The organism is Morganella sp. BCCO 40_0007 (assembly GCF_032989665.1).
In the GTDB taxonomy this organism is placed as follows: Bacteria; Pseudomonadota; Gammaproteobacteria; order Enterobacterales; family Enterobacteriaceae; genus Morganella; species Morganella sibonii.
This window is the reverse complement of record NZ_JAVBIN010000016.1, coordinates 16,395-39,234: the sequence shown is the minus strand read 5'-3', so window position 1 is coordinate 39,234 and position 22,840 is coordinate 16,395. Positions and strand designations below refer to the sequence as shown.

Below are 22,840 nucleotides of genomic sequence, written 5' to 3'. Positions count from 1 at the left end.
TATTTTAATAAAAATTGAGTATATAACGCATTGATACCCAATGGTTTCATTGGGTTTTTTCTTTAAAAAGAGCAAACACACATCCGGTTACGACAGATATTTATAATAAAAATACCCGTTCTGATAAAAAATCAGACAAACAGGATAAAAACAGGACTTATAAAAACATAAGCTGTACTGCCTGTTAACCCCGGGCAATCTCATGTGTTCATCCAACGGCATGAGACATCACCCCTTACTGTCACCCGACGTAAGGGGTATTTTTTTGCCGCTGACTATGCAGAACTACGCAGAAAAGTAATTTTTTTCTTATTTATTCTGAGCTGATAACACCTTATTTTCATCTGTGATATTTCAGCAAAGTACATTTCATGTTTCATATGCAGACGATATGCATGAAAAAATAAGATTAAGACTAATCATTATTTCGCTTTACGGATAAAAAAATACATTTAGCACTCAGTTAAAAACAAGGAGTGTTACATGTTAAAAGTTTATATCTGGTTGCCGGAAGGAAAATATATCGGACATGCATCTCTTTCGTTTCAGGGAAACTACGTCAGTTTCTGGCCAAAAGACAGTGCAGGAAAAAAAGATCTTAAAATTAAATCCAATAGTCATCCCGGTGCCTTTATGGGCGCGTTAAAGGAAGATATTGAAAATGAAGGCAACAGGCAACCCCGGGTTGTCACTATTAATGAAATCAATGAAGAAAAACTTGCATTTCATATCGCAGAACTGATGAGTAACACACCGAGATATCAGCTGGCCCGCAATAACTGCTCTCATATTGTTGCTGAATGCCTGGCTGTTGCCTGTGATAAAAAACCCGGCTTTACCCCATCAGCCAGTAATTATTCCAAATATTTAGGTTCAACTCTGGGTAGAGGGATCTGGACACCTCATGATATCTTACGGTATGCACAGGAACTCTCGGTAAATATAGTATGAATGTAATCTATAGTGAGAATTATAATTTTGACATCGGACTGTTGAGTTACTTTCATCCGTTTTACGGGATGAAATTCAAATCTATTTTTAATGATTTGAAAAATAACAGTAAAATCCGGTTTCACATGCCTGATTCCGCTATAGATGAGCAGATCACAGAAGATTATCTTTCCGGGATAATGAAATACAGAGTCAAAAATAAAAAGGGTATCCTGAGAGCACTTGAGTTCCCTCCGGCCCCCTTCCTCAGCTATTCATATCTGGATAAGCATGTATTAACTCCCATGCGTTTTGGTATCGCCGGCACATTGCTGGGAGCACAAAAAGCGATACAGGAGAACACCATTTTCTGGAATCTTGCCGGTGGCTATCATCACGCATCTCACCAGAATATGGAGGGATTCTGTATCTATAATGACATCACGATTTGCTATCAGGAATTACGCCGGAGAAATATCCTGTCCGCGGATGACAGAATATTAATTATTGATACGGATGCACATCACGGCAATGGTAATGCTGTCGATTTTATGGATAACAACAGAGTGACGATCCTTGATATTTATAATCAGGATATTTATCCGCAGTCAAAATATACACGTGAACGTGTTGATATCCCTGTTCCGCTTCCGGAAAAAACCCGTGGTAATCATTATCTGAGACAATACCGTGATGCCTTAAATAAGATAAACGGTAACTATAAAATAGCATTTGTCATTACCGGCACAGATCCGCTTGAAGCAGATAAACTCGGCGGCCTTTCACTGACAATCGGTGATATTGCAGAAAGAGACAAAACAACCTGGCAGTTCCTGTCAGAGAAACAATTTCCCGCTGTTTTTCTTGGCGGAGGTGGTTACTCAAAACTCAGTGCAACCTGTGTCACGCGCGCCATTAACGGTATTATCACCGACACTGCGGACTGATTGCAGATCACAGATATAAAAAATCCCGCCAACGCGGGATTTTTTATATGAAATAACAGATATTCAGATCAGAACGGAATATCGTCATCGAAATCCATTGGCGGTTCATTGCTTTGCGGTGCAGGTGCTGCCGGTTGTTGTGCCGGGCGCGGGTTACCGCCGCCGCTGAACTGCTGGGATTGTTGCGGCTGCTGTGGTTGTCCCCAGCCACCGCCCTGTGATGCATTATCACCGCCACCGCTGCGGCCGCCCAGCATCTGCATGCTGCCGCCGATATTGACCACGACTTCCGTGGTGTAGCGTTCCTGGCCGCTCTGATCCTGCCATTTACGGGTCTGGAGTGAGCCTTCGATATAAACCTGTGAACCTTTTTTCAGATATTCACCGGCAATTTCTGCCAGTTTGCCGAAGATCACCACACGGTGCCATTCGGTTTTCTCTTTCATTTCGCCGGTTTGTTTATCACGCCATGATTCTGATGTCGCCAGTGTGATGTTGGTAACCGCACCGCCGTTAGGCATGTAACGCACTTCCGGATCCTGACCCAGGTTCCCGATAAGAATGACTTTGTTGACGCCTCTGCTGGCCATGAAATGCTCCCGATGAAATTGTTTAAAACATATAAGGATCTAGTCTAACACGTCTGGGTGACTTTTTTGAATCGGTAATCTTTTGCCGCGATCGGCTTTTCATATTTGCGTGTCTTCTCTAAAATCTGCTGCGCAAAATGTCATCAGCTGTCAGGCAAATGCTGCTGAGATTATACACAGATTTCTTCTGATACTGGATATCCATTCAGTAAATTATGTGCAATAATATCAGGCTGAATAAATTGGTCGCTATCTGAAACTCCCGGGAAGTGGTACATGGATAATATCGATATACGGGGCGCCCGCACCCACAATCTGAAGAATATCAACCTCATTATTCCGCGTGATAAACTGATTGTTATCACGGGGTTATCCGGCTCCGGGAAGTCGTCCCTCGCCTTTGATACACTCTATGCCGAGGGGCAGCGCCGCTATGTGGAATCCCTGTCCGCGTATGCGCGTCAGTTCCTGTCGCTGATGGAAAAACCGGATGTGGATCATATTGAAGGGCTTTCCCCGGCAATTTCCATCGAGCAAAAATCCACTTCCCATAACCCGCGTTCCACCGTGGGCACCATTACTGAGATCCATGACTATCTGCGTCTGTTGTTTGCCCGAGTGGGTGAGCCGCGCTGTCCGGATCACGATATTCCACTGACGGCACAGACGGTCAGCCAGATGGTGGATAATGTTCTGACCCTGCCGGAAGGCAAACGACTGATGCTGCTGGCACCGGTCGTTAAAGAGCGTAAAGGCGAACACACCAAACTGCTCGATAACCTGGCGGCACAGGGCTATATCCGTGCACGGATCGACGGGGAAATTTGTGATCTCTCTGATCCGCCGAAACTGGAATTACAGATCAAACACACCATCGAAGTGGTGGTTGACCGTTTCAAAGTACGGGATGATCTGACACAGCGCCTGGCGGAATCCTTTGAAACGGCACTGACACTGTCCGGCGGTACCGCTGTTATCGCCGATATGGAAGATAACAGTGCCGAAGAGCTGGTATTTTCAGCGAACTTTGCCTGTCCGGTCTGCGGATACAGCATGAGTGAGCTGGAGCCGCGCCTGTTCTCCTTCAATAACCCGGCTGGTGCCTGCCCGACCTGTGACGGTCTGGGTGTACAGCAGTTTTTCGATCCGGATCGCGTGGTGCAGAACCCGAATCTGTCACTCGGCGGTGGGGCTATCCGCGGCTGGGATCGCCGTAATTTCTATTATTATCAGATGCTGATGTCCCTGGCGGATCATTATAAGTTTGATATTGAATCCCCGTACTCAGAATTACCGGCCAAAATTCAGAAAGTGATCCTCAATGGTTCAGGTCGTGAATCCATTGAATTTAAATATTCCAATGACCGGGGTGATGTGACAGTCCGTCATCATCCGTTCGAAGGTGTGCTGCACAATATGGAACGCCGTTATAAAGAGACGGAATCCATGGCGGTACGCGAAGAACTGGCCAAATATATCAGTAACCGCCCGTGTATTTCCTGTGGCGGCACCCGTCTGAAAAAAGAAGCCCGCTTTGTGTTTGTCGATGACACCACACTGCCGCAGATTTCTGATTTCAGCATCGGCCATGCGATGGACTTCTTTAATAACCTGAAATTCAGCGGCCAGCGCGCGAAAATCGCCGAAAAAGTACTGAAAGAGATTCAGGATCGCCTGAAATTCCTGGTTAACGTCGGTCTGAATTACCTGACCCTCTCCCGCTCCGCAGAAACGCTGTCCGGCGGTGAGGCACAGCGTATCCGTCTTGCCAGTCAGATCGGCGCCGGTCTGGTCGGCGTGATGTATGTGCTGGATGAACCGTCTATCGGGCTGCATCAGCGCGATAATGACCGTTTGCTGGAAACCCTGGTTCACCTGCGTGATCTCGGCAATACCGTGATTGTGGTTGAACATGATGAAGATGCTATCCGTGCCGCTGATCATATTATCGATATCGGCCCGGGCGCGGGTGTCCACGGCGGGGAAATTGTTGCTCAGGGATCGCTGGACGATATTATCGGCACACCGGAGTCCCTGACCGGGAAGTTCCTCAGCGGCGAACGGCGGATCACCATCCCCGAAAAACGCAATGCGGCAGATCCGGCCAAAATGCTGACCATTACCGGTGCCAGCGGCAACAACCTGAAGAATGTGACACTGAATCTGCCGGTCGGGCTGTTTACCTGCATCACCGGGGTTTCCGGTTCAGGGAAATCCACCCTGATCAATGACACACTGTTCCCGATTGCCCAGACACAGCTCAACGGTGCGACTACCGTCACCCCGGCGCCGTATAAATCAGTCGAAGGTCTGGAACATTTCGATAAAGTGATCGATATCGACCAGAGCCCTATCGGCCGGACACCGCGTTCAAACCCGGCAACCTATACCGGCGTGTTCACCCCTGTCCGCGAACTGTTCGCCGGCGTACCGGAATCCCGCTCACGCGGCTACACACCGGGGCGGTTCAGTTTCAACGTCAAGGGCGGGCGCTGTGAAGCCTGTCAGGGTGACGGCGTGCTGAAAGTGGAAATGCACTTCCTGCCGGATGTGTATGTGCCGTGCGATCAGTGCAAAGGCAAACGCTATAACCGCGAAACCCTGGAAGTGAAATACAAAGGGAAAAATATCCACGAAGTGCTGGATATGACTATCGAGGAAGCCCGTGAGTTTTTCGATGTGGTTCCGGCGCTGGCGCGTAAATTACAGACACTGATGGATGTCGGCCTCTCTTATATCCGCCTCGGGCAGTCGGCAACAACCCTCTCCGGCGGTGAAGCGCAGCGGGTGAAACTGGCGAAGGAACTGTCCAAACGCGGCACCGGGCAGACACTCTATATCCTCGATGAACCGACTACCGGTCTGCACTTCGCGGATATCGAACAACTGCTGGCAGTGCTGCATCAGCTGCGCGACCAGGGTAACAGTATTGTGGTTATCGAACATAACCTGGATGTGATTAAAACCGCAGACTGGATTGTGGATTTAGGCCCGGAAGGCGGCAGCGGCGGCGGTGAAATCCTTATCGCCGGTACCCCGGAAGAAGTGGCAGCATGTGAACGCTCACACACAGCCCGCTTCCTGAAGCCGATTCTGAAAAGAGGATATTAATCTTCCCCGCCTCTGAAAATACCGCAGCACCCGCTGCGGTATTTTTTTATCCGCTTTCCGTTCTGGTGAAATAATAAGCAACCCGTGATAAAATAGAGTATCGGGCAACCACCGGAAACAGGAGGCGAAAATGGCAAGCGGATGGGCAAGTGATTCTGCTGTTCAGGAGCAGATTGATGCCACACTGGATGATGCGGTCGCTCGGGTGCGCAGCCAGCTGGCGACAGGAGAAAGTGCGCTGTTTTGTGAGGAGTGCGGTGACCCGATCCCGCAGGCGCGGCGTGACGCGATACCCGGCGTACAGCTGTGTGTGAACTGTCAGGCAGAAGCAGATAAAAAACAGGCCGCATTCAGCGGCTATAACCGGCGCGGCAGTAAAGACAGTCAGCTACGCTGAAACAGGCGCGGAACAGAATTATTCCGCGCATCATCATTTCATTACTGAGGATTAACGGCTGACCGCCGCAAAAGCCCGCGCAATCGCATCCACATTATGACGGTTCACTCCCGCCATGCAGACACGCCCGGAACCGACCAGATACACCGCATGCTGCTCACGCAGTGCCGTGACCTGCTCCGAACTGAACCCGGTATAACTGAACATCCCGCGCTGATGCAGCAGATGATCAAAATTCTTCTCCGGCAGTGTATTTTTCAGGGTATCCACCAGCACCGTGCGCATATCCGCGATCCGGCTGCGCATGGTTTCCACTTCCGCCAGCCATTGTGCTTTCAGTCCGGTATCGTTCAGCACTTCAGATACCAGTTTTGCACCGTAAGACGGTGCGCTGGAATAGACACGGCGCACGCCCGCTTTCAGCTGGCCCAGCACCCGCTCTGCTTCCTGCTGTGACGGACAGAGGACTGACAACCCGCCGACGCGCTCACCGTACAGTGAGAGGATTTTTGAGAACGAGTTACTGATAAAGCACGGAACTTCTGCCGCCGCCATGGCGCGGATAGCATAAGCATCCTCTTCCATTCCGCCGCCGAATCCCTGATAAGCAATATCCAGGAACGGGATCAGTTCGCGCTTTTTCACTACCGCAACAACCTTATCCCACTGTTCCGGTGTCAGATCAGAGCCGGTCGGGTTATGACAGCACGGATGCAGTAAAATGACGCTTTTTGCCGGTAACGTCTCAAATGTTGCCAGCATCTCATCAAATCTGACGCCTTTGGTCTGCGGATCGAAATACGGATAATAATGGGTTTTAAATCCGGCACCGGCAAAGATCGCCTGATGGTTTTCCCATGTCGGATCACTGAGCCAGACATCCGATCCCGGGAACCAGCGGTGCAGGAAATCCGCGCCGATCTTCAGTGCGCCGGAACCACCCAGTGTCTGGATCGTCGCCACGCGCCCTTCGCGGATAAGCCCGCTGTCATCACCCAGCAGCAGCGTTTGTACCGCACTGCGGTAAGGGGCGAAACCTTCCATCGGCAGATACAGTGAGGCTCCGGTATCCTGCGCGTTATAGCGCTGTTTCGCCTGTGTGATGCTGTTCAGTTGCGGAGTCACCCCGGAATCGTCGTAATAGAGGCCAATGCTGAGATTGACCTTCTCCTTCCGGGGATCCTGTTTGAAATGCTCAACGAGCGTTAAGATCGGGTCGCCGCCGTAGGCGTCTACATGTTCGAACACAAGCGATACTCCTGATTGTTATTTTTCTCACTATCAGAACATATCGCGTCACATTTTATTCGTCCAGATATTCCATCGCCACGCGGGAGGTCAGCTTGGTGATCAGTTCATAAGCACTGATACCACTGGCTTCTGCAATTTGCTCCACCGGCAGTGAATCGCCCCATAAAATGACTTCATCGCCCGCTTTATCACTGCAATCCGGCCCCAGGTCGATAGTTATCATATCCATAGAAACACGCCCGGCAATGGGAACACGGCGTCCGTTAATCACCACCGGCGTGCCCGATGGTGCACTGCGCGGATAGCCGTCACCGTAACCGACCGCGATCACCCCCAGGCAGGTATCGCGATCACTGACCCATGTACCGCCGTAACCAACCGCTTCCCCGGCTTTGTGTTTGCGCACGGCAATCAGACGGGATTTGAGGGTCATCACCGGTTTCAGGCCGTAATCACCGGCTTCGGTGCCGCTTTTCGGCGACACACCGTACAGAATGATCCCCGGACGAACCCAGTCGAGGTGCGCCTGAGGCCAGTAAAGAATACCACCGGATGCGGAAATTGATTTTTCCCCCGGTTTACCGGCGGCAAATGCCATAAAGCGGGCGATCTGCGCTTCTGTCGGCTGTGCGTCATCTTCATCGGCACGGCTGAAATGGCTGATGATATTCACCGGCTGCTGCACATTTTTGCAGTTACACAGCCGCTGATAAAATGCTTCCGCTTCTTCCGGCCGCACGCCGAGACGGTGCATACCGGTATCAATTTTCATCCAGACTTTAACCGGATCAGATAACTCCGCCTGCTCCAGCGCCATTAACTGCTCTTCAAAATGAACCGCGACTTCCAGACGACTGGCAACAATGACCGGTAAATCGGTCGCATCAAAAAAACCTTCCAGCAGGATGATAGGTTTGACAATACCCCCGGCGCGCAGCGCGTGCGCTTCACTCAGACGCGCCACCGCAAACGCATCCGCCTCATTGAGTTCACGGGCGATTTCGACTAATCCGTGGCCGTAAGCGTTTGCTTTGACCACCGCAACATGACGGCTGTCCGGCGCAAGCGCCCGGATCTGCTGCCAGTTGTGGCGAAGCGCACCACGGTCAATGACGGCTGTTGCCGCTTTCATAGGGGTTCCTTGGTTATGGGTTGTTGATGTCAGGTTTGTTATCAGGGTTATTATGCCGCCTGCGTTATATTCAGGCGGTTTATTCATCGTCATAACTCGGCCCTGCATAGTTATCAAAACGCGACCACTGACCGTTGAAGGTCAGACGGACGCTTCCGATAGGGCCGTTACGCTGTTTACCGATAATGATTTCTGCCACGCCTTTTAAATCACTATTTTCGTGATACACCTCATCACGATAAATAAACATAATAAGGTCGGCATCCTGCTCGATAGATCCGGATTCACGCAGGTCGGAGTTTACCGGGCGTTTATCAGCACGTTGTTCCAGACTACGGTTTAACTGGGACAGTGCGACCACCGGCACCTGCAACTCTTTGGCCAGCGCCTTGAGTGAGCGGGAAATCTCGGCGATTTCCAGAGTACGGTTATCGGAGAGGGACGGTACGCGCATTAATTGCAGGTAGTCGATCATAATCAGACTTAAACCGCCGTGTTCGCGGAAAATCCGCCGTGCGCGGGAGCGGACTTCGGTCGGCGTCAGGCCGGACGAGTCATCAATATACATATTGCGCTTTTCCAGCAGAATACCCATGGTGCTGGAGATACGCGCCCAGTCCTCATCATCGAGCTGACCGGTACGGATACGGGTCTGGTCAACACGGGAAAGGGAAGCCAGCATACGCATCATGATCTGGTTGCCGGGCATCTCAAGACTGAAAATCAGAACCGGTTTTTCTTCGGTCATAGCGGCGTTTTCGCACAGGTTCATGGCGAATGTCGTTTTCCCCATGGACGGACGTGCTGCAACAATAATTAAATCAGAGGGTTGCAGACCGGCGGTCTTTTTATCCAGATCCTGATAACCGGACGATACCCCGGTTACCCCGTCGTGCGGCTGGGCATACAGCTTTTCGATCTTCTCGACGGTTTCTTCCAGAATCGCCTCGATCCCCTTCGGCCCTTCATCTTTATTGGCACGGTTTTCGGCGATCTGGAACACGCGGGATTCCGCCAGATCGAGCAGATCTTCACTGGAACGCCCCTGCGGATCATAACCGGCATCGGCGATCTCATTGGCGACCGAAATCATGTCGCGGATCACCGCACGTTCACGGACGATATCAGCATACGCATTAATATTCGCCGCACTTGGCGTGTTTTTCGAGAGTTCTGCCAGGTAGGCAAACCCGCCGACATTTTCCAGCTCTCCGCCGGTTTCCAGTGCTTCGGACAGGGTGATCAGGTCAATCGGCCGTCCCTGCTCCAGCAGGCGCTGCATCTGGCCGAAAATCGTCCGGTGCGGACGGCTGAAAAAGTCCTCGCCGGTCACGCGCTCAGAAACATTATCCCAACGCTCGTTATCCAGCATCAGTCCGCCGAGAACAGACTGTTCGGCTTCCAGGGAATGCGGCGGTAATTTCAGCCCTTCCATCTGATGGTCACGGGGTTTATCGGTCTTGGTGTCCTTGGGATATTTGGCCATGAAACTCTCTTACTTATCAGTGCGTCGCCGGGGAGAATACCTGCGTCCCTGAACGGGACAGAGCGGGTAGTATAGCCCTCCTTTGCCGCTGATTGCACGAAGCTTGAGTAATTTTCAGTGACATGCAATTATGCCAAATACAATAAATCACATGATTAACTGTCCCGCTTACTGTTTCTGCGCTGTTCGCAGGTAAGTGGTCACTCTTTTTTCCGAATGAGGTTCCCTCCATGGCTAAACGTATTGAATTTGATGCACCCGGCGGCACCGATGTGCTGGTTTATCGTGACTTTACGCCGGCAGATCCGGCGCCGGGTGAAGTTCAGGTGGAAAACAAAGCAATCGGCGTGAACTATATTGATACCTATTTCCGCAGCGGCCTGTACCCTGCACCGGTATCCCCTTCCGGTGTCGGCTCTGAAGCAGCGGGTGTGGTGGTAAAAATCGGTGCTGATGTAAAACACATTAACGTCGGCGACCGCGTGGTTTACGGACAGTCACCGCTGGGTGCGTACAGCGAAATCCATAATGTTCCGGAAGAAAAACTCGCTATTCTGCCGGACGGCATCAGCTTTGAAACTGCCGCCGCCTGCTTTATGAAAGGTCTGACCGCGTTTTACCTGCTGCGCAAGACGTATGAAGTAAAAGCCGGGGAAATTTTCCTGTTCCATGCTGCCGCAGGCGGTGTCGGGCAAATCGCCTGCCAGTGGGCCAAAGCACTGGGTGCGAAAATGATCGGCACTGTCGGTTCAGATGAAAAGGCGCAGAAAGCCAAAGCCGCCGGTGCCTGGGAAACCATCAACTACAATAAAGAAGATATTGCTGAGCGGGTGCTGGCACTCACTAATGGTGAAAAAGTCGGTGTGGTGTATGACTCCGTCGGTAAAGACACCTGGCTGCCGTCACTGGACTGCCTGAAACGCCGCGGCCTGATGGTCAGTTACGGTAATGCCTCCGGCCCGGTGACCGGTGTCGATCTGGGGATCTTAAATAAGAAAGGCTCACTGTATGTAACCCGCCCTTCCGTCTTCGGTTATATCACCAACCGCGAAGAACTTAACGAAGCCAGCAAAGCAATTTTTGATCTGATCCTGAGCGGTCAACTGACTATTTCTATCCCTGCGGACCAGGTTTATCCGCTGAAAGATGCCGCCCTGGCGCACAAGCGCCTGGAAAGCCGTGCAACAACCGGCTCCAGCATTCTGATCCCGTAATCGACGCAGAATGTAAAATGCCCGCCGGTTCTGAGAAACGGCGGGCATTTTTATCACTGATTGATTATTCCGCTGTATTTTTCCGCGTGACAAATTCCAGTGCCGCTTCAATCACACGCAGGTCTGACCCGGCTTTATGGGCATTTTCACTCAGATGACGCCGCCACTGACGCGCGCCCGGAATCCCCTGGAAAATCCCCAGCATATGACGGGTGATGTGGCCGAGATACGTTCCTTTCGCCAGTTCCGCTTCAATATACGGATACATGGCTTCCACCGCCGCGACGGTATCGGTCACCGGCAGCGCCGCATCAAACAGCGCATTATCGACCTGTGCCAGGATTGACGGGTTCTGATATGCCTCACGACCGACCATCACACCATCCATATACTGCAGATGGGTTTTCGCCTCTTCCAATGTTTTGATGCCACCGTTAAGTGCCATAATCAGGTGAGGGAAATCTTTTTTCAATTGATATACACGCGGGTAATCCAGCGGCGGAATTTCGCGGTTCTCTTTCGGGCTCAGACCGGAGAGCCAGGCTTTACGGGCATGGATGACAAACATCTCACAACCGCCGCGCTCCGCCACGGTACCGACAAAATCACACAAAAATTCGTAACTGTCCTGATCATCAATCCCGATCCGGGTTTTGACGGTAACAGGAATATCTGTCACATTCCGCATCGCTGCGACACAATCCGCCACCAGTGACGCATTGCCCATCAGACAGGCACCGAACATCCCGTTCTGCACGCGGTCAGAAGGACAACCGACATTCAGATTGATTTCATCATAGCCCCGTTCCTGCGCGATCTTCGCACACTTCGCCAGTGCCGCCGGGTCACTGCCGCCGAGCTGCAATGCAACCGGATGCTCCGCCTCGTTATACGCCAGATAATCCCCTTTCCCGAACAGAATCGCCCCGGTTGTCACCATTTCGGTATACAGCAGCGCATGGCGGCTGAGTTTGCGGTGAAAATAGCGGCAATGGCGGTCAGTCCAGTCCAGCATCGGTGCAACGGAAAAGCGGTTAAGGTTCTTATAGCCGCTCACAGCGCGTAATTGCCGGGTTTCAGTGGTTTTTTCTGTTGGCGTATTTTGGTGCATATTTGGTCTTTTTAGTGTGTTTTTTCTTTACCGGCACCCCAGCCAGTACCCCTGATTTTTGGGGTCCTGAATGACGGGAAGCGGAATGGCCCGGCATTATACCACAGAGAGCAGATAGTAAACCGCTGTGTATGACCTTAGTACACGCAAGAAGGCAGGTCAGCAGAGCACATTTATATTTAACGTCATATAAGTATATTCTCTTACCTGATGATATTAACAGCTCAATACTTCATCATTATTTCACCCTGAAAAATAAGAGTGTCGTCTCTTTTATTTTTCAGTCAGGTTAATTTTGTGAATTAAATAACGTCGCTGACAAAATCATTCTGTAAAAAACAAATTTCACAAAAATACATAAAAAAACATTGGAATTCAACAGAGAAACACAGCATGATATTTCAAAATATATCTTATTATCTCATGACGCTGCTTTTATTCAGTGAAAAAACATATTACATCAATAATATTTATTGTATTTTAGTTAATCCCATCACGAACCGAAAAATCACAACAATCAGTAATATCACCCGTCATTTTTCGGGTTTTACGGATAAAAAAATCAAATGTATTACATATCATATTATTGCCAGTGACCGCAGCAATAACATTTTCTATTATATTTATGTCTGAATAACATCAGCGGGATTTAAAATTTTTCACACCGGAATACCGGATTATAAATAATGGATATATAAACATAATGAAAATATATGCTATTACTGCTGCGACAATATTGTTGTCATTTAGTGCGGCGGGTTCTTCTGTCGTTAACGAAAAAACACCAGGTGATTTAAAAATACATGATTTAGGAACATTTCATCCCGGGAATGAAGGCTCGTCATATACAACGGGTATGTCTGCTGACGGGCGTATTATCACGGGTAATACCAGTTCTGAAATCGATTATGATTTACCTCATGGATTTTATTACGACACTGACAGTTCAAAAAAGATAGCTATCGATTCTTTCCGCAGTGATAAAGGCGGTATGACGATAACATCCGGAATATCTGCTGATGGCCGTGTTATTACCGGTTCCGCTGAAACCGATGACGGTGCGGTGCAGGCATTCCATTTCCGCCATGCCGAAGGCAAAATGACCCGGCTCGGTACATTACGCACCGGTAATACCGGTAATTCTTATGTCCGTGCCGCCAGTGCTGACGGACGGGTTATCGCCGGTATGTCTCAGACAGATGCCTCAGCTTCAGGACAGGCATTCCGCTATAAAGAGGGGGATGCCGGTATTACCGGGCTCGGCACACTGCGCAGTGATAATTCCGGCTCTTCTGATGCCAGATTAATCTCTGCCGATGGCAGGGTGATTGCCGGTGATTCCAACGTTGACGGCAGTGATATTATCCGGGCATTCCGTCATAACGACGGTGATACAAAAATGACAGCACTCGGTACTTTGCGGGCAGATGGTGAAGGTAACTCATGGGCAATGGCTGTCAGTGCTGACGGACGTACGATTACAGGCTACGCCACCACTGAAAATGACGATATTCAGGCCTTCCGCCATACTGAAGGCCGGACGGGAATGACATCACTCGGTACATTACGTCAGGATAACAGCGGTAATTCCTACGGACGGGCAATGTCTTCTGACGGAAAAGTGATTGCAGGAGCGGCAGATACCGATAACCGTTCACGCCAGGCCTACCGGTTCAGTGAGAATGACACGAAAATGATCTCACTCGGGACATTACGCAGCGATAACAGCGGTGATTCTGATGCACTTGCGATATCACCTGACGGCCGTATCGTCGTCGGTAAAGCCGAAACAGATAATGGTGATGAACAAGCCTTCGTGCATTATCAGGGCGATCAGAAAATGACCGGTCTCGGCACATTGCGCTCAGATAATACCGGCCGTTCTGAAGCAAACCGGGTATCTGCTGACGGCAAAGTGATTGCCGGTATTGCGCAGTCTGATACCGAATTCCGGCGGGCGGTTTTATGGGTCCGCGATAAGGTTACAGAAGAAGAAGTTATTATAGACGAAGGTAAGACCGGAGATGCCATTGCGGAAACGGGTAAAACCGCATTTTCTGTATTAGACCTGTATCAGAGCGCATTATATTCCCTGTCAGAAAGCCGCTGTCAGATTGGCGATAGTAATTATTGCGTCGGGGCATTTTCACAGTTTGATAATGTCCGCAGTAATCACCGGGTTGCCACCGGGTTATTTGGTGCTTTCCGCTTCCCGGCAGAAAACTGGATCGCGGGTGCTTCACTGAACTTCGCCAATAATACCCGCCTGACCGACGGATATGATACCCGCGGCAGTAATAACCCGGGCGTGGGCGCTTATATCCGCTATCAGAAAAACAAAGATAATAGCGGGTTCGGTACAGAGTTATCCGGTGCATTCTTAAATCAGGATGTCACCATTACCCGTAATCATCTGAAAAATACAGAAGCCGGCCGCGGTGATTCATCAATAAAAGCCTATCGCTTTAAAGCTGCCGTTAATTATGGTGTTAATCTCAGTGAAACAACACAGCTGATTCCGAATGCCGCAATCAGTCACCATAATGTAACCCGTGACGGCTATACCGAAAACAGCAATACCAATCTGGCTGCAACATATGGCCGGATGGGAAATAAAAGTACCGATTTACGTACCGGTATCGATATACGGCAGGCTTTGACACCGGATATTTATCTCTATGGCGGTGCCGGAATTGATATTAACCTCAGTAATCAGCGTGATGCATTTACCAGCCGGGTAAATTACCTCGGGACTTATGCATTTGATAACGGCGATTCACGCAATGTGAAACCGTATGCTTATGCTTATGCTGAAGTTAATGTGAATGTGACGGCAAACTCTGCAATAGGTATAAATATCGGCTGGCATCAGACAGATTATACTAATGACGCAGCTCAGGCTGGTCTGAATTATTCTTATCATTGGTAAAACGAAAAAATACTCCCCGGAAGACTGTTCCGGGGAATATTGGCCGGGGACTGATGTTATGAATCGTGACTCTCGTTTTTACTCACCCGGTACGCATTCCATGCCAGCAGGGCACCGCACAGCATAGTGACGGCAAGCGCTGTTTTCGGTGGCAGCGGAGATGCGATAGCAACCAGCGTCAGCACCGCACCACCCGCCATCTGCATAAAACCGACCAGTGAAGAGGCGACACCGGCATTATCAGAATAAGGTTCCAGAGCATAACTGGTAGCCGGACCCATAATAAATGCCAGCCCTGCGCAGGCCGCGGCCACCGGCAGCATGTAAATCAGCCAGTGACTCTGTATTTGTGCGGAGAACAGCACCGGGCTCAGTGCCAGAGCAGCACACCCCAGAGCCATCAGAACGCCGCCGGATACCAGACAAACCGGACGCCCGGCTTTACGTATCACCCGGTTGGCGATCATACTGATCCCCATGATCCAGAAGCCGTTAGCGCCGAACACAACCGAAAACTGCAACGGGCTGAGTGCCGCATCCCCCATCAGCACCGCCGGTGCAAGCGAGACATAGGTTAATACCATCCCCATCGTCCCGGCATTCACCAGTGAAAATATTAAAAACCGCTTATTAAATAATACGGAAGCAAGGCTCTTCAGCGGATTAGCTTTATGCTGCAAACTGCCTTCGGGCCGGGTTTCCGGCAGATATTTTGCCGTCAGAATCAGCAGAATAAAGGCATAGAGAGCCAGAAAACCAAAAGGAACCCGCCAGCCGTAATACTCCGCCATAATACCGCCCAGCAGTGGCGCCAGCGCCGGTACAATATTCAGGGTGCCGTTTAAAAAGCCAAATGCACGCGCTGCTTCATTGCCGTTAAAGCAGTCCCGGACACAGGTAAACGCCACCACCGAGGTACAGCAGACCCCCGCCCCCTGGATTAACCGGGAAGCAATAAACATCGCCGGAGTAACGGCAAATGCCGCGGTCAGGGAACCGGCGATATACAATACCATCCCCGCCATCGCCATCGGTCTGCGGCCGAATTTATCCGCAAGATAACCGGAAATCAGCTGACCCGCACCTAATATAAGGATAAACAACGAGATAGTTGACTGAATCAATGACTCACTGCTGCCCAGCCCTTTTGCAATAGCCGGAATAGCCGGTAAATAAAGATCAATACCCAACGGCCCTAATAACACAATAACTAACAACAAAAACAATAAATTCCGCATATCGTTGAACTTCACTCATCATCTTCCGACAGCAAAAAATACACGTTATTGTTGTTTTTTACAACTACCATCAATAACTAACCCCGTGAATTAAAAGAAAAATAATGTTATATATTTCGTTATACAATGAAATTATAATCAAACGTCATTTTATTATTAAATAAGGCGGTCAGTAACCCGGACGTTACTTATTTTATAAGTAAATATAAAATTACACATTAATACAATTACTGACAAGAATTACCAGCCTGATTTATGTATTTTACAGAAACATTCAGATATTTTTGTCTTTTTCTTTTCTCATAATGCCGTCCGGGAATTTAACAAACTATCACCTGCAATGTTGTAAGACCGCAATCACACTTACGCCCTGTCTGCCATTCCGCCAAAGTATGAAAAGGCAGTTAATTTAACCATTTTCAACTCAAAACCAGCATCAATATCTTTATATTAGGTATAATCCCGACTAAATATCAGAATATTCCCCTTACTCATCATTCATGTAAGATGTTAAAAACCGGGTATTCTTTATAACAATATGAAATAGCTGAGGTTATCGTGCTTCCATATCGTATTTTCGTTCTTATTGTTTCGTGTTTGTTGATTTTTTGTATCTATTACATATTAAAAGGGTATCGATTATACTTTTTAAAGAAACCATTTGAGGAAACAAATACGTCAAGTTAAATTTCAATATTATTAATGACAACCATTTATCTTCATAATTTATGACAATATATGATAAATATGAGTTGGCAATGTTTATTGGCGGCAGAATAAAATGTCAGAGGCTAAAAAACTGTCTGACAGGTAAAGAGCTTTCAATAAAAATTAATATCTCACAACAGCAATTATCCCGCTATGAAACGGGAGCGAGCTTAATTCCTCTGGATAAACTATTAATGCTCGCGGACATACTGAATATTAATGTTAATTATTTTTTTGATGAAATTGGTTGTGATGAAGAATAAATTTTAATTTGACAAACATTAATATGTTATTGTTTAACCAGACTGACAGATGATAATGAGCAATAAAACAGATAGTAACCTGAACACCAGCATTAACGAAATGTACAAGATCATCGGCGGGCAAATCCGGAAAATACGCAGGATCACCGGTGTCACATCGACAGAACTGGGTAACCTGATTGGTGTATCACAACAGCAAATCTCCCGCTATGAAATCGGCAGCACTAAAATTTCACTGGAAATCATACTGAGGATCTCTCAGGTCTTCGGTGTCTCACCTTATTACTTTATAGAAGACAGCCTGCTTTTCTTTACCCGCCACCATCTGCCTGATGAGAACGGGCACACCGGCAGTACCGACGCCGGTGTGAATACAGAACCGGATTTCCGTCCGCCTGAACACTGACATGATGCAGCGCCGCTGATGTGGCGCTGCATGCCGGTCTGGTTTATACCGGCAGCGTCGTGACATCCAGCCACTGCGCGTTTGTCAGCTCCGCCAGCCGCTCGGGTGTCAGCCGGACAGCAGAATTAGCCGAACCCGCAGCCGGTAATACCGTGTCATACTCACGAAGTGAATGATCCGCATAAACCGTCAGTGGTACAGATAACCCGAACGGACAGACGCCGCCGACCGGATGGCCGGTAAAGTGCATCACCTCTTCCGCATTCAGCATTTTGGCCTTACAGCCGAATTGTGTTTTGAATTTTTTATTATCCAGCCGGGCATCCCCCGCCATTACAATCAGAATAGCGTTATCATCCGTCAGCTTAAAAGACAGTGTTTTACAGATCTGGCCGGGGCGGACACCGTGAACTTCCGCAGCCTGGGTGACCGTCGCGGTCGGCTGTGCAGTTTCAATAATCGTGACATCCGGGGCATGCGTGCCAAACCAGGCACGAACCGTTTCGATACTCATTCAGGACTCCGTTTTATTATCATGTGCTCTTTATGTGTTCGCACCAACAATTCACCATAATTTGCCCTGAATTGGCACCCCTTTTTTGACAAAATAGCGCGGATAACAGTTATTCTGCCGGAATTCATGTTAGAGTGGGCTGTTCATATATTTATTGATTAGCGGAAGGTGATGTCATGCAACCTGTTGATATTCAAACTGTATTAAAAAAAGCAGAGGCGCTGTGTCTGTCACGCAGTGTACGCATGACTTCTCAGCGAAAATCCATTCTGCAACTGATTGCCGGTCAGCCCGGTGCTATCAGCGCTTATGAACTGCTGGATCTGCTGCGCGAAACAGAACCACAGGCAAAACCGCCGACAATCTACCGCGGTCTGGAGTTTCTGCTGGAGCAGGGGTTTATTCATAAAATTGAGTCCACAAACAGCTTTGTGATGTGCCCGCATTTTGATAAACCCAGCCATACTTCCGTACTGTTTATCTGCGATCGCTGTAATAGTGTGACAGAGCGGGATGGTGAGGCGATTGATTCACAAATCAGTCAGCTGGCGGATGCCGCACAGTTTCATATCCGCCACAGTGTGATTGAGGCACACGGGTACTGCCGTCCTTGTTATGATATCGAATCCTGTACCCGCAGAGATAAATGTCTGCATGACCATAAACATGATGAGCCGCGCAAACGCGGGCGCTGAAAAACAAAAACCACAGTAACCGTCTCCGGTATACTGTGGTTTTTAAGCGGATACCGTTTTCAGACGGATATCCCGGAAATCAGTGCCAGTCGTTATTACGGATCACACCCACCGCCAGACCTTCGACAGTAAAGTTTTGTTCCCGTAAATCCACCACGATCGGGCTGAATTCCTCGTTTTCAGCATGCAGCTCAATCTTGCTGCCCACTTTCTTAAACCGTTTGACCGTGACTTCATCTTCAATACGGGCAACCACCACCTGGCCGTTATGTACGTCCTGGGTTTTATGCACCGCAAGTAAGTCACCGTCCATAATACCGATATCTTTCATTGACATACCATTTACCCGCAGCAGAAAATCTGCGCTGGGTTTAAACAGCATCGGGTCAACCCGGTAATGACTTTCGATATGTTCCTGTGCTAATAAAGGCTCACCCGCAGCCACACGGCCGATTAATGGTAAACCTTCATCCTCTTCTTCTTCCAGAAGCAGACGGATGCCCCGGGATGCCCCGGAAACAATCTCAATGACGCCTTTACGCGCCAGGGCTTTCAGATGCTCTTCCGCCGCATTCGGAGAACGAAAACCCAGGCGTGCCGCAATTTCTGCACGCGTCGGTGGCATGCCCGTCTGCGAAATATGGTCACGAACAAGGTCATAGACCTGTTGCTGCCGTGCCGTCAGTGCTTTCATTTCGCCCCCTGTTTGTTTATACAGTCAGACTGTGAGTATATACAGGTATTCCGGGATTGGAAACCACAACATGAGGAAAATACGTGTTACGCCGCAGGTTTCACAAAAAATCGTCTATCAGAGGCGGGAGAACCAGCTGACAAACAGCATAATCCAGATAAACAGCCCCAGTAATGTGGCAACCAGTACCGCCGCGGAGCCCATATCTTTCGCGCGCCCGGACAGTTCGTGATATTCCGTGCCGATGCGGTCAACCACCGCCTCAATCGCGCTGTTGATGAGTTCAATGACCACCACCAGCACCACCGAACCGATCAGCAGAACCCGCTCAACCGCCGTAAAAGAGAAAGCAAACGCAATAATGACGGCCGGGATCAGCGTCAGTAACTCCTGGCGGATAGCTGCTTCATTTTTCCATGCTGCTGTGAGTCCCTTTTTTGAATAACCTGCCGCTTTAATTAATCGTGTAAATCCGGTATTTTTCTTCATTTCCGTCACTGTTAATAATCTGATTATCTGGCTGACTGCCGCCGTTTTTCCGTGATTTTATTGCTGACGCAACACAGATCTGGCTTCGCCTTTCTGGTATGCTGAAGACGAATTGTCAACAAGAGGCTTCATACATTTATGTCACTTTGGCGTAAAATATACTATAACGTATTGAATTTACCATTAAAACTATTGGTAAAAAGCAAGCCGATCCCGACGGATCCGGTCAGTGAACTGGGGCTGGATACACAACGTCCGACACTCTATGTTCTTCCTTATCACTCTAAGGCGGATCTGCTGACACTGCGCCGCCAGTGTCTCGCACAGGGAATGCCTGACCCGCTGGAAGATAATGTCATCGGTAATACCACATTACCGGGCTATGTCTTTATTGATGACGGCCCGCGGGTGTTCAGTTATTACTCCCTGAATCCGCGTAAAGATTCCGTCAATATTTTCCACGCCTACCTGGATTTGCACCGCAATAATCCGTCACTGGATATTCAGATGCTGCCGGTTTCCGTGATGTTCGGACGCTCACCGGGCCGCGAAGGGCACCACGGTGTTCCGCATTTACGTCTGTTAAACGGGATCCAGAAATTTTTCGCCGTGCTCTGGCTGGGACGTGACAGTTTTGTCCGGTTCTCACAGCCGGTGTCCATGGGTGCAATGGCCTCTGAACACGGTACTGACACTATTATCGCCAATAAACTGGCCCGTGTCGCGCGTATTCACTTCTCCCGCCAGCGCATGGCCGCTATCGGCCCGAAACTGCCGGTACGCCAGGAATTGTTCAGTAAACTGCTGAAATCCAAAGCGATTGAAAAAGCGGTTGAAGATGAGGCTAAAGCCAAAAAAATCACCATTGAAAAGGCACGTCAGAATGCCGTTTCAATGATGAACGAAGTGGCTGCTAACTTTACTTATGATGCCCTGCGTGTGGCCGACCGTGTCCTCAGCTGGACCTGGAACCGTCTGTATCAGGGACTGAATGTCCATAATGCCGAGCGGGTACGTCAGCTGGCACAGGACGGCCACGAGATAGTATATGTGCCCTGCCACCGCAGCCATATGGACTACCTGCTGCTCTCTTATGTGCTCTATCATCAGGGGCTGGTTCCGCCGCACATTGCGGCCGGGATTAACCTCAATTTCTGGCCGGCGGGACCGATTTTCCGCCGCCTCGGCGCGTTCTTTATCCGCCGCAGTTTCAAAGGCAACAAGCTGTACTCCACCGTTTTCCGTGAGTACCTGAGTGAACTGTTCTCACGCGGTTATTCCATCGAATACTTTGTCGAAGGTGGCCGTTCCCGTACCGGCCGTCTGCTGGAACCGAAAACCGGCACACTGTCGATGACACTTCAGGCTATGCTGCGCGGTGACTCGCGGCCTATCACCCTGGTGCCGGTGTATATCGGCTATGAGCATGTGATGGAAGTGGGTACTTACGCCAAAGAACTGCGCGGTGCCACCAAGCAGAAAGAAGGGTTTATGCAGATGGTGCGCGGCCTGCGCAAACTGCGCAACCTCGGTCAGGGTTATGTGAACTTCGGACAACCGATTCCGCTGTCACAATACCTGACAAAACAGGTACCGGAATGGCGTGAAGCAATCGACCCAATCGAACCGCAACGTCCGTCCTGGCTGACGCCGACCGCAACATCACTGGCTGATAACATTATGGTGAGCATCAATAATGCTGCTGCCGCCAATGCTATCAACCTGTGCACCACCGCACTGCTGGCATCCCGGCAGCGCTCTCTGACCCGTGAACAGCTGATCGAGCAGCTTGACTGCTATCTCAGCCTCCTGCGCAATGTACCGTACTCACCGGACAGCACCACCCCGGCGAAAAGTGCGGAAGAGCTGCTGGAACACGCATTACAGATGAATAAGTTCGAGGTCGAGAAAGACAGCCTCGGAGACATCATCATTCTGCCGCGTGAAAATGCGGTTCTGATGACGTATTACCGGAATAACATTCTGCATATGCTGGTACTGCCATCCCTGGTAACCAGTTTCCTGATCCACCACCGTCGTATCAGTACAGAAACGCTGCGTGCGCATATCGGGATGATCTACCCGCTGCTGAAAGCCGAGCTGTTTATGCGTTACAGTCAGGAAGAGCTGCCGGCGATCCTCGATACCATCATTGATGAGCTGTGCAGTCAGAAACTGATCTGCCGCCGTGACGATAATATGCTGGTGATCAACCCGGCCCGTATCCGTCCGTTACAGCTGCTGGCGGCCGGAGTCCGTGAAACATTACAGCGTTATGCGATCACCCTGTCGCTGCTGAATGCCACTCCGGAAATCAGCCGTTCCGCACTGGAAAAAGAGAGCCGGATGCTGGCACAGCGTCTGTCCGTTCTGCACGGTATCAACGCACCGGAATTCTTCGATAAAGCGGTATTTGCCACCCTGGTAAGCACACTGCGCGAAGAGGGCTACATCAATGACAATGATGATGTGATTGAAGCCAACGCCGGTGAATTCTATAACGTGCTGGCAGAACTGATGTCTCCGGAAGTCCGTCTGACTATCGAAAGTGTCAGTCTGGAGCCGGAAGAATCTGTACCGGCGGAAAGTGATGACAGTAATCCGGCTGACTGACAGCGGTAAGTGCTGAGTACAAAAAAAAGGAGATTGGGCAGCCAATCTCCTTTTTTATTGCCGGTTAACACGCAGAAAATATGCAGGTATTATCGGTCTGCCATCAAACGGAATATCCGTCA

At 49.6% G+C, this 22,840-nt stretch carries 19 protein-coding genes; 10 read left to right on the top strand and 9 right to left on the bottom strand.

Annotated features, from left to right (window positions below):
- Nucleotides 1-483 precede the first annotated feature (483 nt).
- Complete coding sequence (locus tag R5268_RS17845; RefSeq protein ID WP_107680350.1) at nucleotides 484-951, top strand: hypothetical protein; 468 nt, start codon at nucleotides 484-486, stop codon at nucleotides 949-951.
- On the top strand, nucleotides 948-1,877 hold the full coding sequence (locus R5268_RS17840; protein ID WP_317423118.1) for a histone deacetylase: 930 nt from the start codon (nucleotides 948-950) through the stop codon (nucleotides 1,875-1,877). The genes R5268_RS17845 and R5268_RS17840 overlap by 4 nt, the downstream gene beginning before the upstream one ends.
- A 68-nt stretch (nucleotides 1,878-1,945) precedes the next feature.
- On the opposite strand, the gene ssb1 is transcribed toward R5268_RS17840, so the two are convergent.
- On the bottom strand, nucleotides 1,946-2,467 hold the full coding sequence (gene ssb1 / locus R5268_RS17835) for a single-stranded DNA-binding protein SSB1 (protein WP_317420181.1): 522 nt from the start codon (nucleotides 2,465-2,467) through the stop codon (nucleotides 1,946-1,948).
- Between the two features lie 276 nt (nucleotides 2,468-2,743).
- On the opposite strand from ssb1, the gene uvrA reads away from it, so the two are divergent.
- Together uvrA and R5268_RS17825 are read left to right on the top strand one after the other, a co-directional pair.
- Nucleotides 2,744-5,578 (top strand): excinuclease ABC subunit UvrA, encoded by a 2,835-nt coding sequence (gene uvrA, locus R5268_RS17830; RefSeq protein WP_317420183.1) that lies wholly within the window; start codon nucleotides 2,744-2,746, stop codon nucleotides 5,576-5,578.
- A 130-nt stretch (nucleotides 5,579-5,708) separates the two neighbouring features.
- Complete coding sequence (locus R5268_RS17825) at nucleotides 5,709-5,975, top strand: DksA/TraR family C4-type zinc finger protein (protein ID WP_036413658.1); 267 nt, start codon at nucleotides 5,709-5,711, stop codon at nucleotides 5,973-5,975.
- Nucleotides 5,976-6,026: 51 nt separating this feature from the next.
- Here the strand turns inward: R5268_RS17825 and R5268_RS17820 are convergent, their stop codons facing one another.
- From R5268_RS17820 to dnaB, 3 genes are all read right to left on the bottom strand, one after another.
- Entirely contained in the window at nucleotides 6,027-7,223 is a 1,197-nt protein-coding gene (locus R5268_RS17820; protein WP_317420186.1) for an amino acid aminotransferase, read from the bottom strand.
- Nucleotides 7,224-7,278: 55 nt separating this feature from the next.
- On the bottom strand, nucleotides 7,279-8,358 hold the full coding sequence (gene alr / locus R5268_RS17815) for an alanine racemase (protein WP_046892739.1): 1,080 nt from the start codon (nucleotides 8,356-8,358) through the stop codon (nucleotides 7,279-7,281).
- 79 nt (nucleotides 8,359-8,437) lie between these two features.
- Nucleotides 8,438-9,844 (bottom strand): replicative DNA helicase, encoded by a 1,407-nt coding sequence (dnaB, locus tag R5268_RS17810; protein ID WP_182107610.1) that lies wholly within the window; start codon nucleotides 9,842-9,844, stop codon nucleotides 8,438-8,440.
- Between the two features lie 230 nt (nucleotides 9,845-10,074).
- On the opposite strand from dnaB, the gene R5268_RS17805 reads away from it, so the two are divergent.
- Complete coding sequence (locus tag R5268_RS17805) at nucleotides 10,075-11,058, top strand: NADPH:quinone reductase (RefSeq protein WP_317420187.1); 984 nt, start codon at nucleotides 10,075-10,077, stop codon at nucleotides 11,056-11,058.
- A 64-nt stretch (nucleotides 11,059-11,122) separates the two neighbouring features.
- Here the strand turns inward: R5268_RS17805 and dusA are convergent, their stop codons facing one another.
- Nucleotides 11,123-12,169, bottom strand: coding sequence for a tRNA dihydrouridine(20/20a) synthase DusA (gene dusA / locus R5268_RS17800; RefSeq protein WP_218454949.1), 1,047 nt, complete (start codon nucleotides 12,167-12,169; stop codon nucleotides 11,123-11,125).
- An 856-nt stretch (nucleotides 12,170-13,025) separates the two neighbouring features.
- Here dusA and R5268_RS17795 point away from each other — a divergent pair.
- On the top strand, nucleotides 13,026-15,098 hold the full coding sequence (locus R5268_RS17795; protein WP_317420188.1) for an autotransporter domain-containing protein: 2,073 nt from the start codon (nucleotides 13,026-13,028) through the stop codon (nucleotides 15,096-15,098).
- Nucleotides 15,099-15,154: 56 nt separating this feature from the next.
- Here R5268_RS17795 and R5268_RS17790 read toward each other — a convergent pair whose 3' ends face one another.
- On the bottom strand, nucleotides 15,155-16,336 hold the full coding sequence (locus R5268_RS17790; RefSeq protein ID WP_182107641.1) for a multidrug effflux MFS transporter: 1,182 nt from the start codon (nucleotides 16,334-16,336) through the stop codon (nucleotides 15,155-15,157).
- Between the two features lie 728 nt (nucleotides 16,337-17,064).
- Here R5268_RS17790 and R5268_RS17785 point away from each other — a divergent pair.
- Both R5268_RS17785 and R5268_RS17780 read left to right on the top strand, forming a co-directional pair.
- Nucleotides 17,065-17,307 (top strand): helix-turn-helix domain-containing protein, encoded by a 243-nt coding sequence (locus tag R5268_RS17785; RefSeq protein ID WP_107680339.1) that lies wholly within the window; start codon nucleotides 17,065-17,067, stop codon nucleotides 17,305-17,307.
- A gap of 55 nt (nucleotides 17,308-17,362) precedes the next feature.
- Nucleotides 17,363-17,713, top strand: a complete 351-nt coding sequence (locus R5268_RS17780) for a helix-turn-helix domain-containing protein (RefSeq protein WP_054423574.1) — start codon at nucleotides 17,363-17,365, stop codon at nucleotides 17,711-17,713.
- 43 nt (nucleotides 17,714-17,756) lie between these two features.
- Here the strand turns inward: R5268_RS17780 and R5268_RS17775 are convergent, their stop codons facing one another.
- Nucleotides 17,757-18,227, bottom strand: a complete 471-nt coding sequence (locus tag R5268_RS17775; RefSeq protein WP_166706895.1) for a YbaK/EbsC family protein — start codon at nucleotides 18,225-18,227, stop codon at nucleotides 17,757-17,759.
- 176 nt (nucleotides 18,228-18,403) lie between these two features.
- Between R5268_RS17775 and zur the strand changes: the two genes are divergently transcribed.
- The gene (zur, locus tag R5268_RS17770) at nucleotides 18,404-18,922 is read left to right on the top strand and encodes a zinc uptake transcriptional repressor Zur (RefSeq protein WP_317420190.1); all 519 of its coding nucleotides are present in this window, start codon (nucleotides 18,404-18,406) and stop codon (nucleotides 18,920-18,922) included.
- Between the two features lie 79 nt (nucleotides 18,923-19,001).
- Here the strand turns inward: zur and lexA are convergent, their stop codons facing one another.
- Nucleotides 19,002-19,616, bottom strand: a complete 615-nt coding sequence (gene lexA / locus R5268_RS17765; RefSeq protein ID WP_025155151.1) for a transcriptional repressor LexA — start codon at nucleotides 19,614-19,616, stop codon at nucleotides 19,002-19,004.
- 117 nt (nucleotides 19,617-19,733) lie between these two features.
- The gene (locus tag R5268_RS17760) at nucleotides 19,734-20,105 is read right to left on the bottom strand and encodes a diacylglycerol kinase (protein WP_317420192.1); all 372 of its coding nucleotides are present in this window, start codon (nucleotides 20,103-20,105) and stop codon (nucleotides 19,734-19,736) included.
- 138 nt (nucleotides 20,106-20,243) lie between these two features.
- Here R5268_RS17760 and plsB point away from each other — a divergent pair, with 138 nt between their 5' ends.
- Complete coding sequence (gene plsB / locus R5268_RS17755) at nucleotides 20,244-22,718, top strand: glycerol-3-phosphate 1-O-acyltransferase PlsB (RefSeq protein WP_230059657.1); 2,475 nt, start codon at nucleotides 20,244-20,246, stop codon at nucleotides 22,716-22,718.
- The last annotated feature ends 122 nt before the right edge of the window (nucleotides 22,719-22,840 follow it).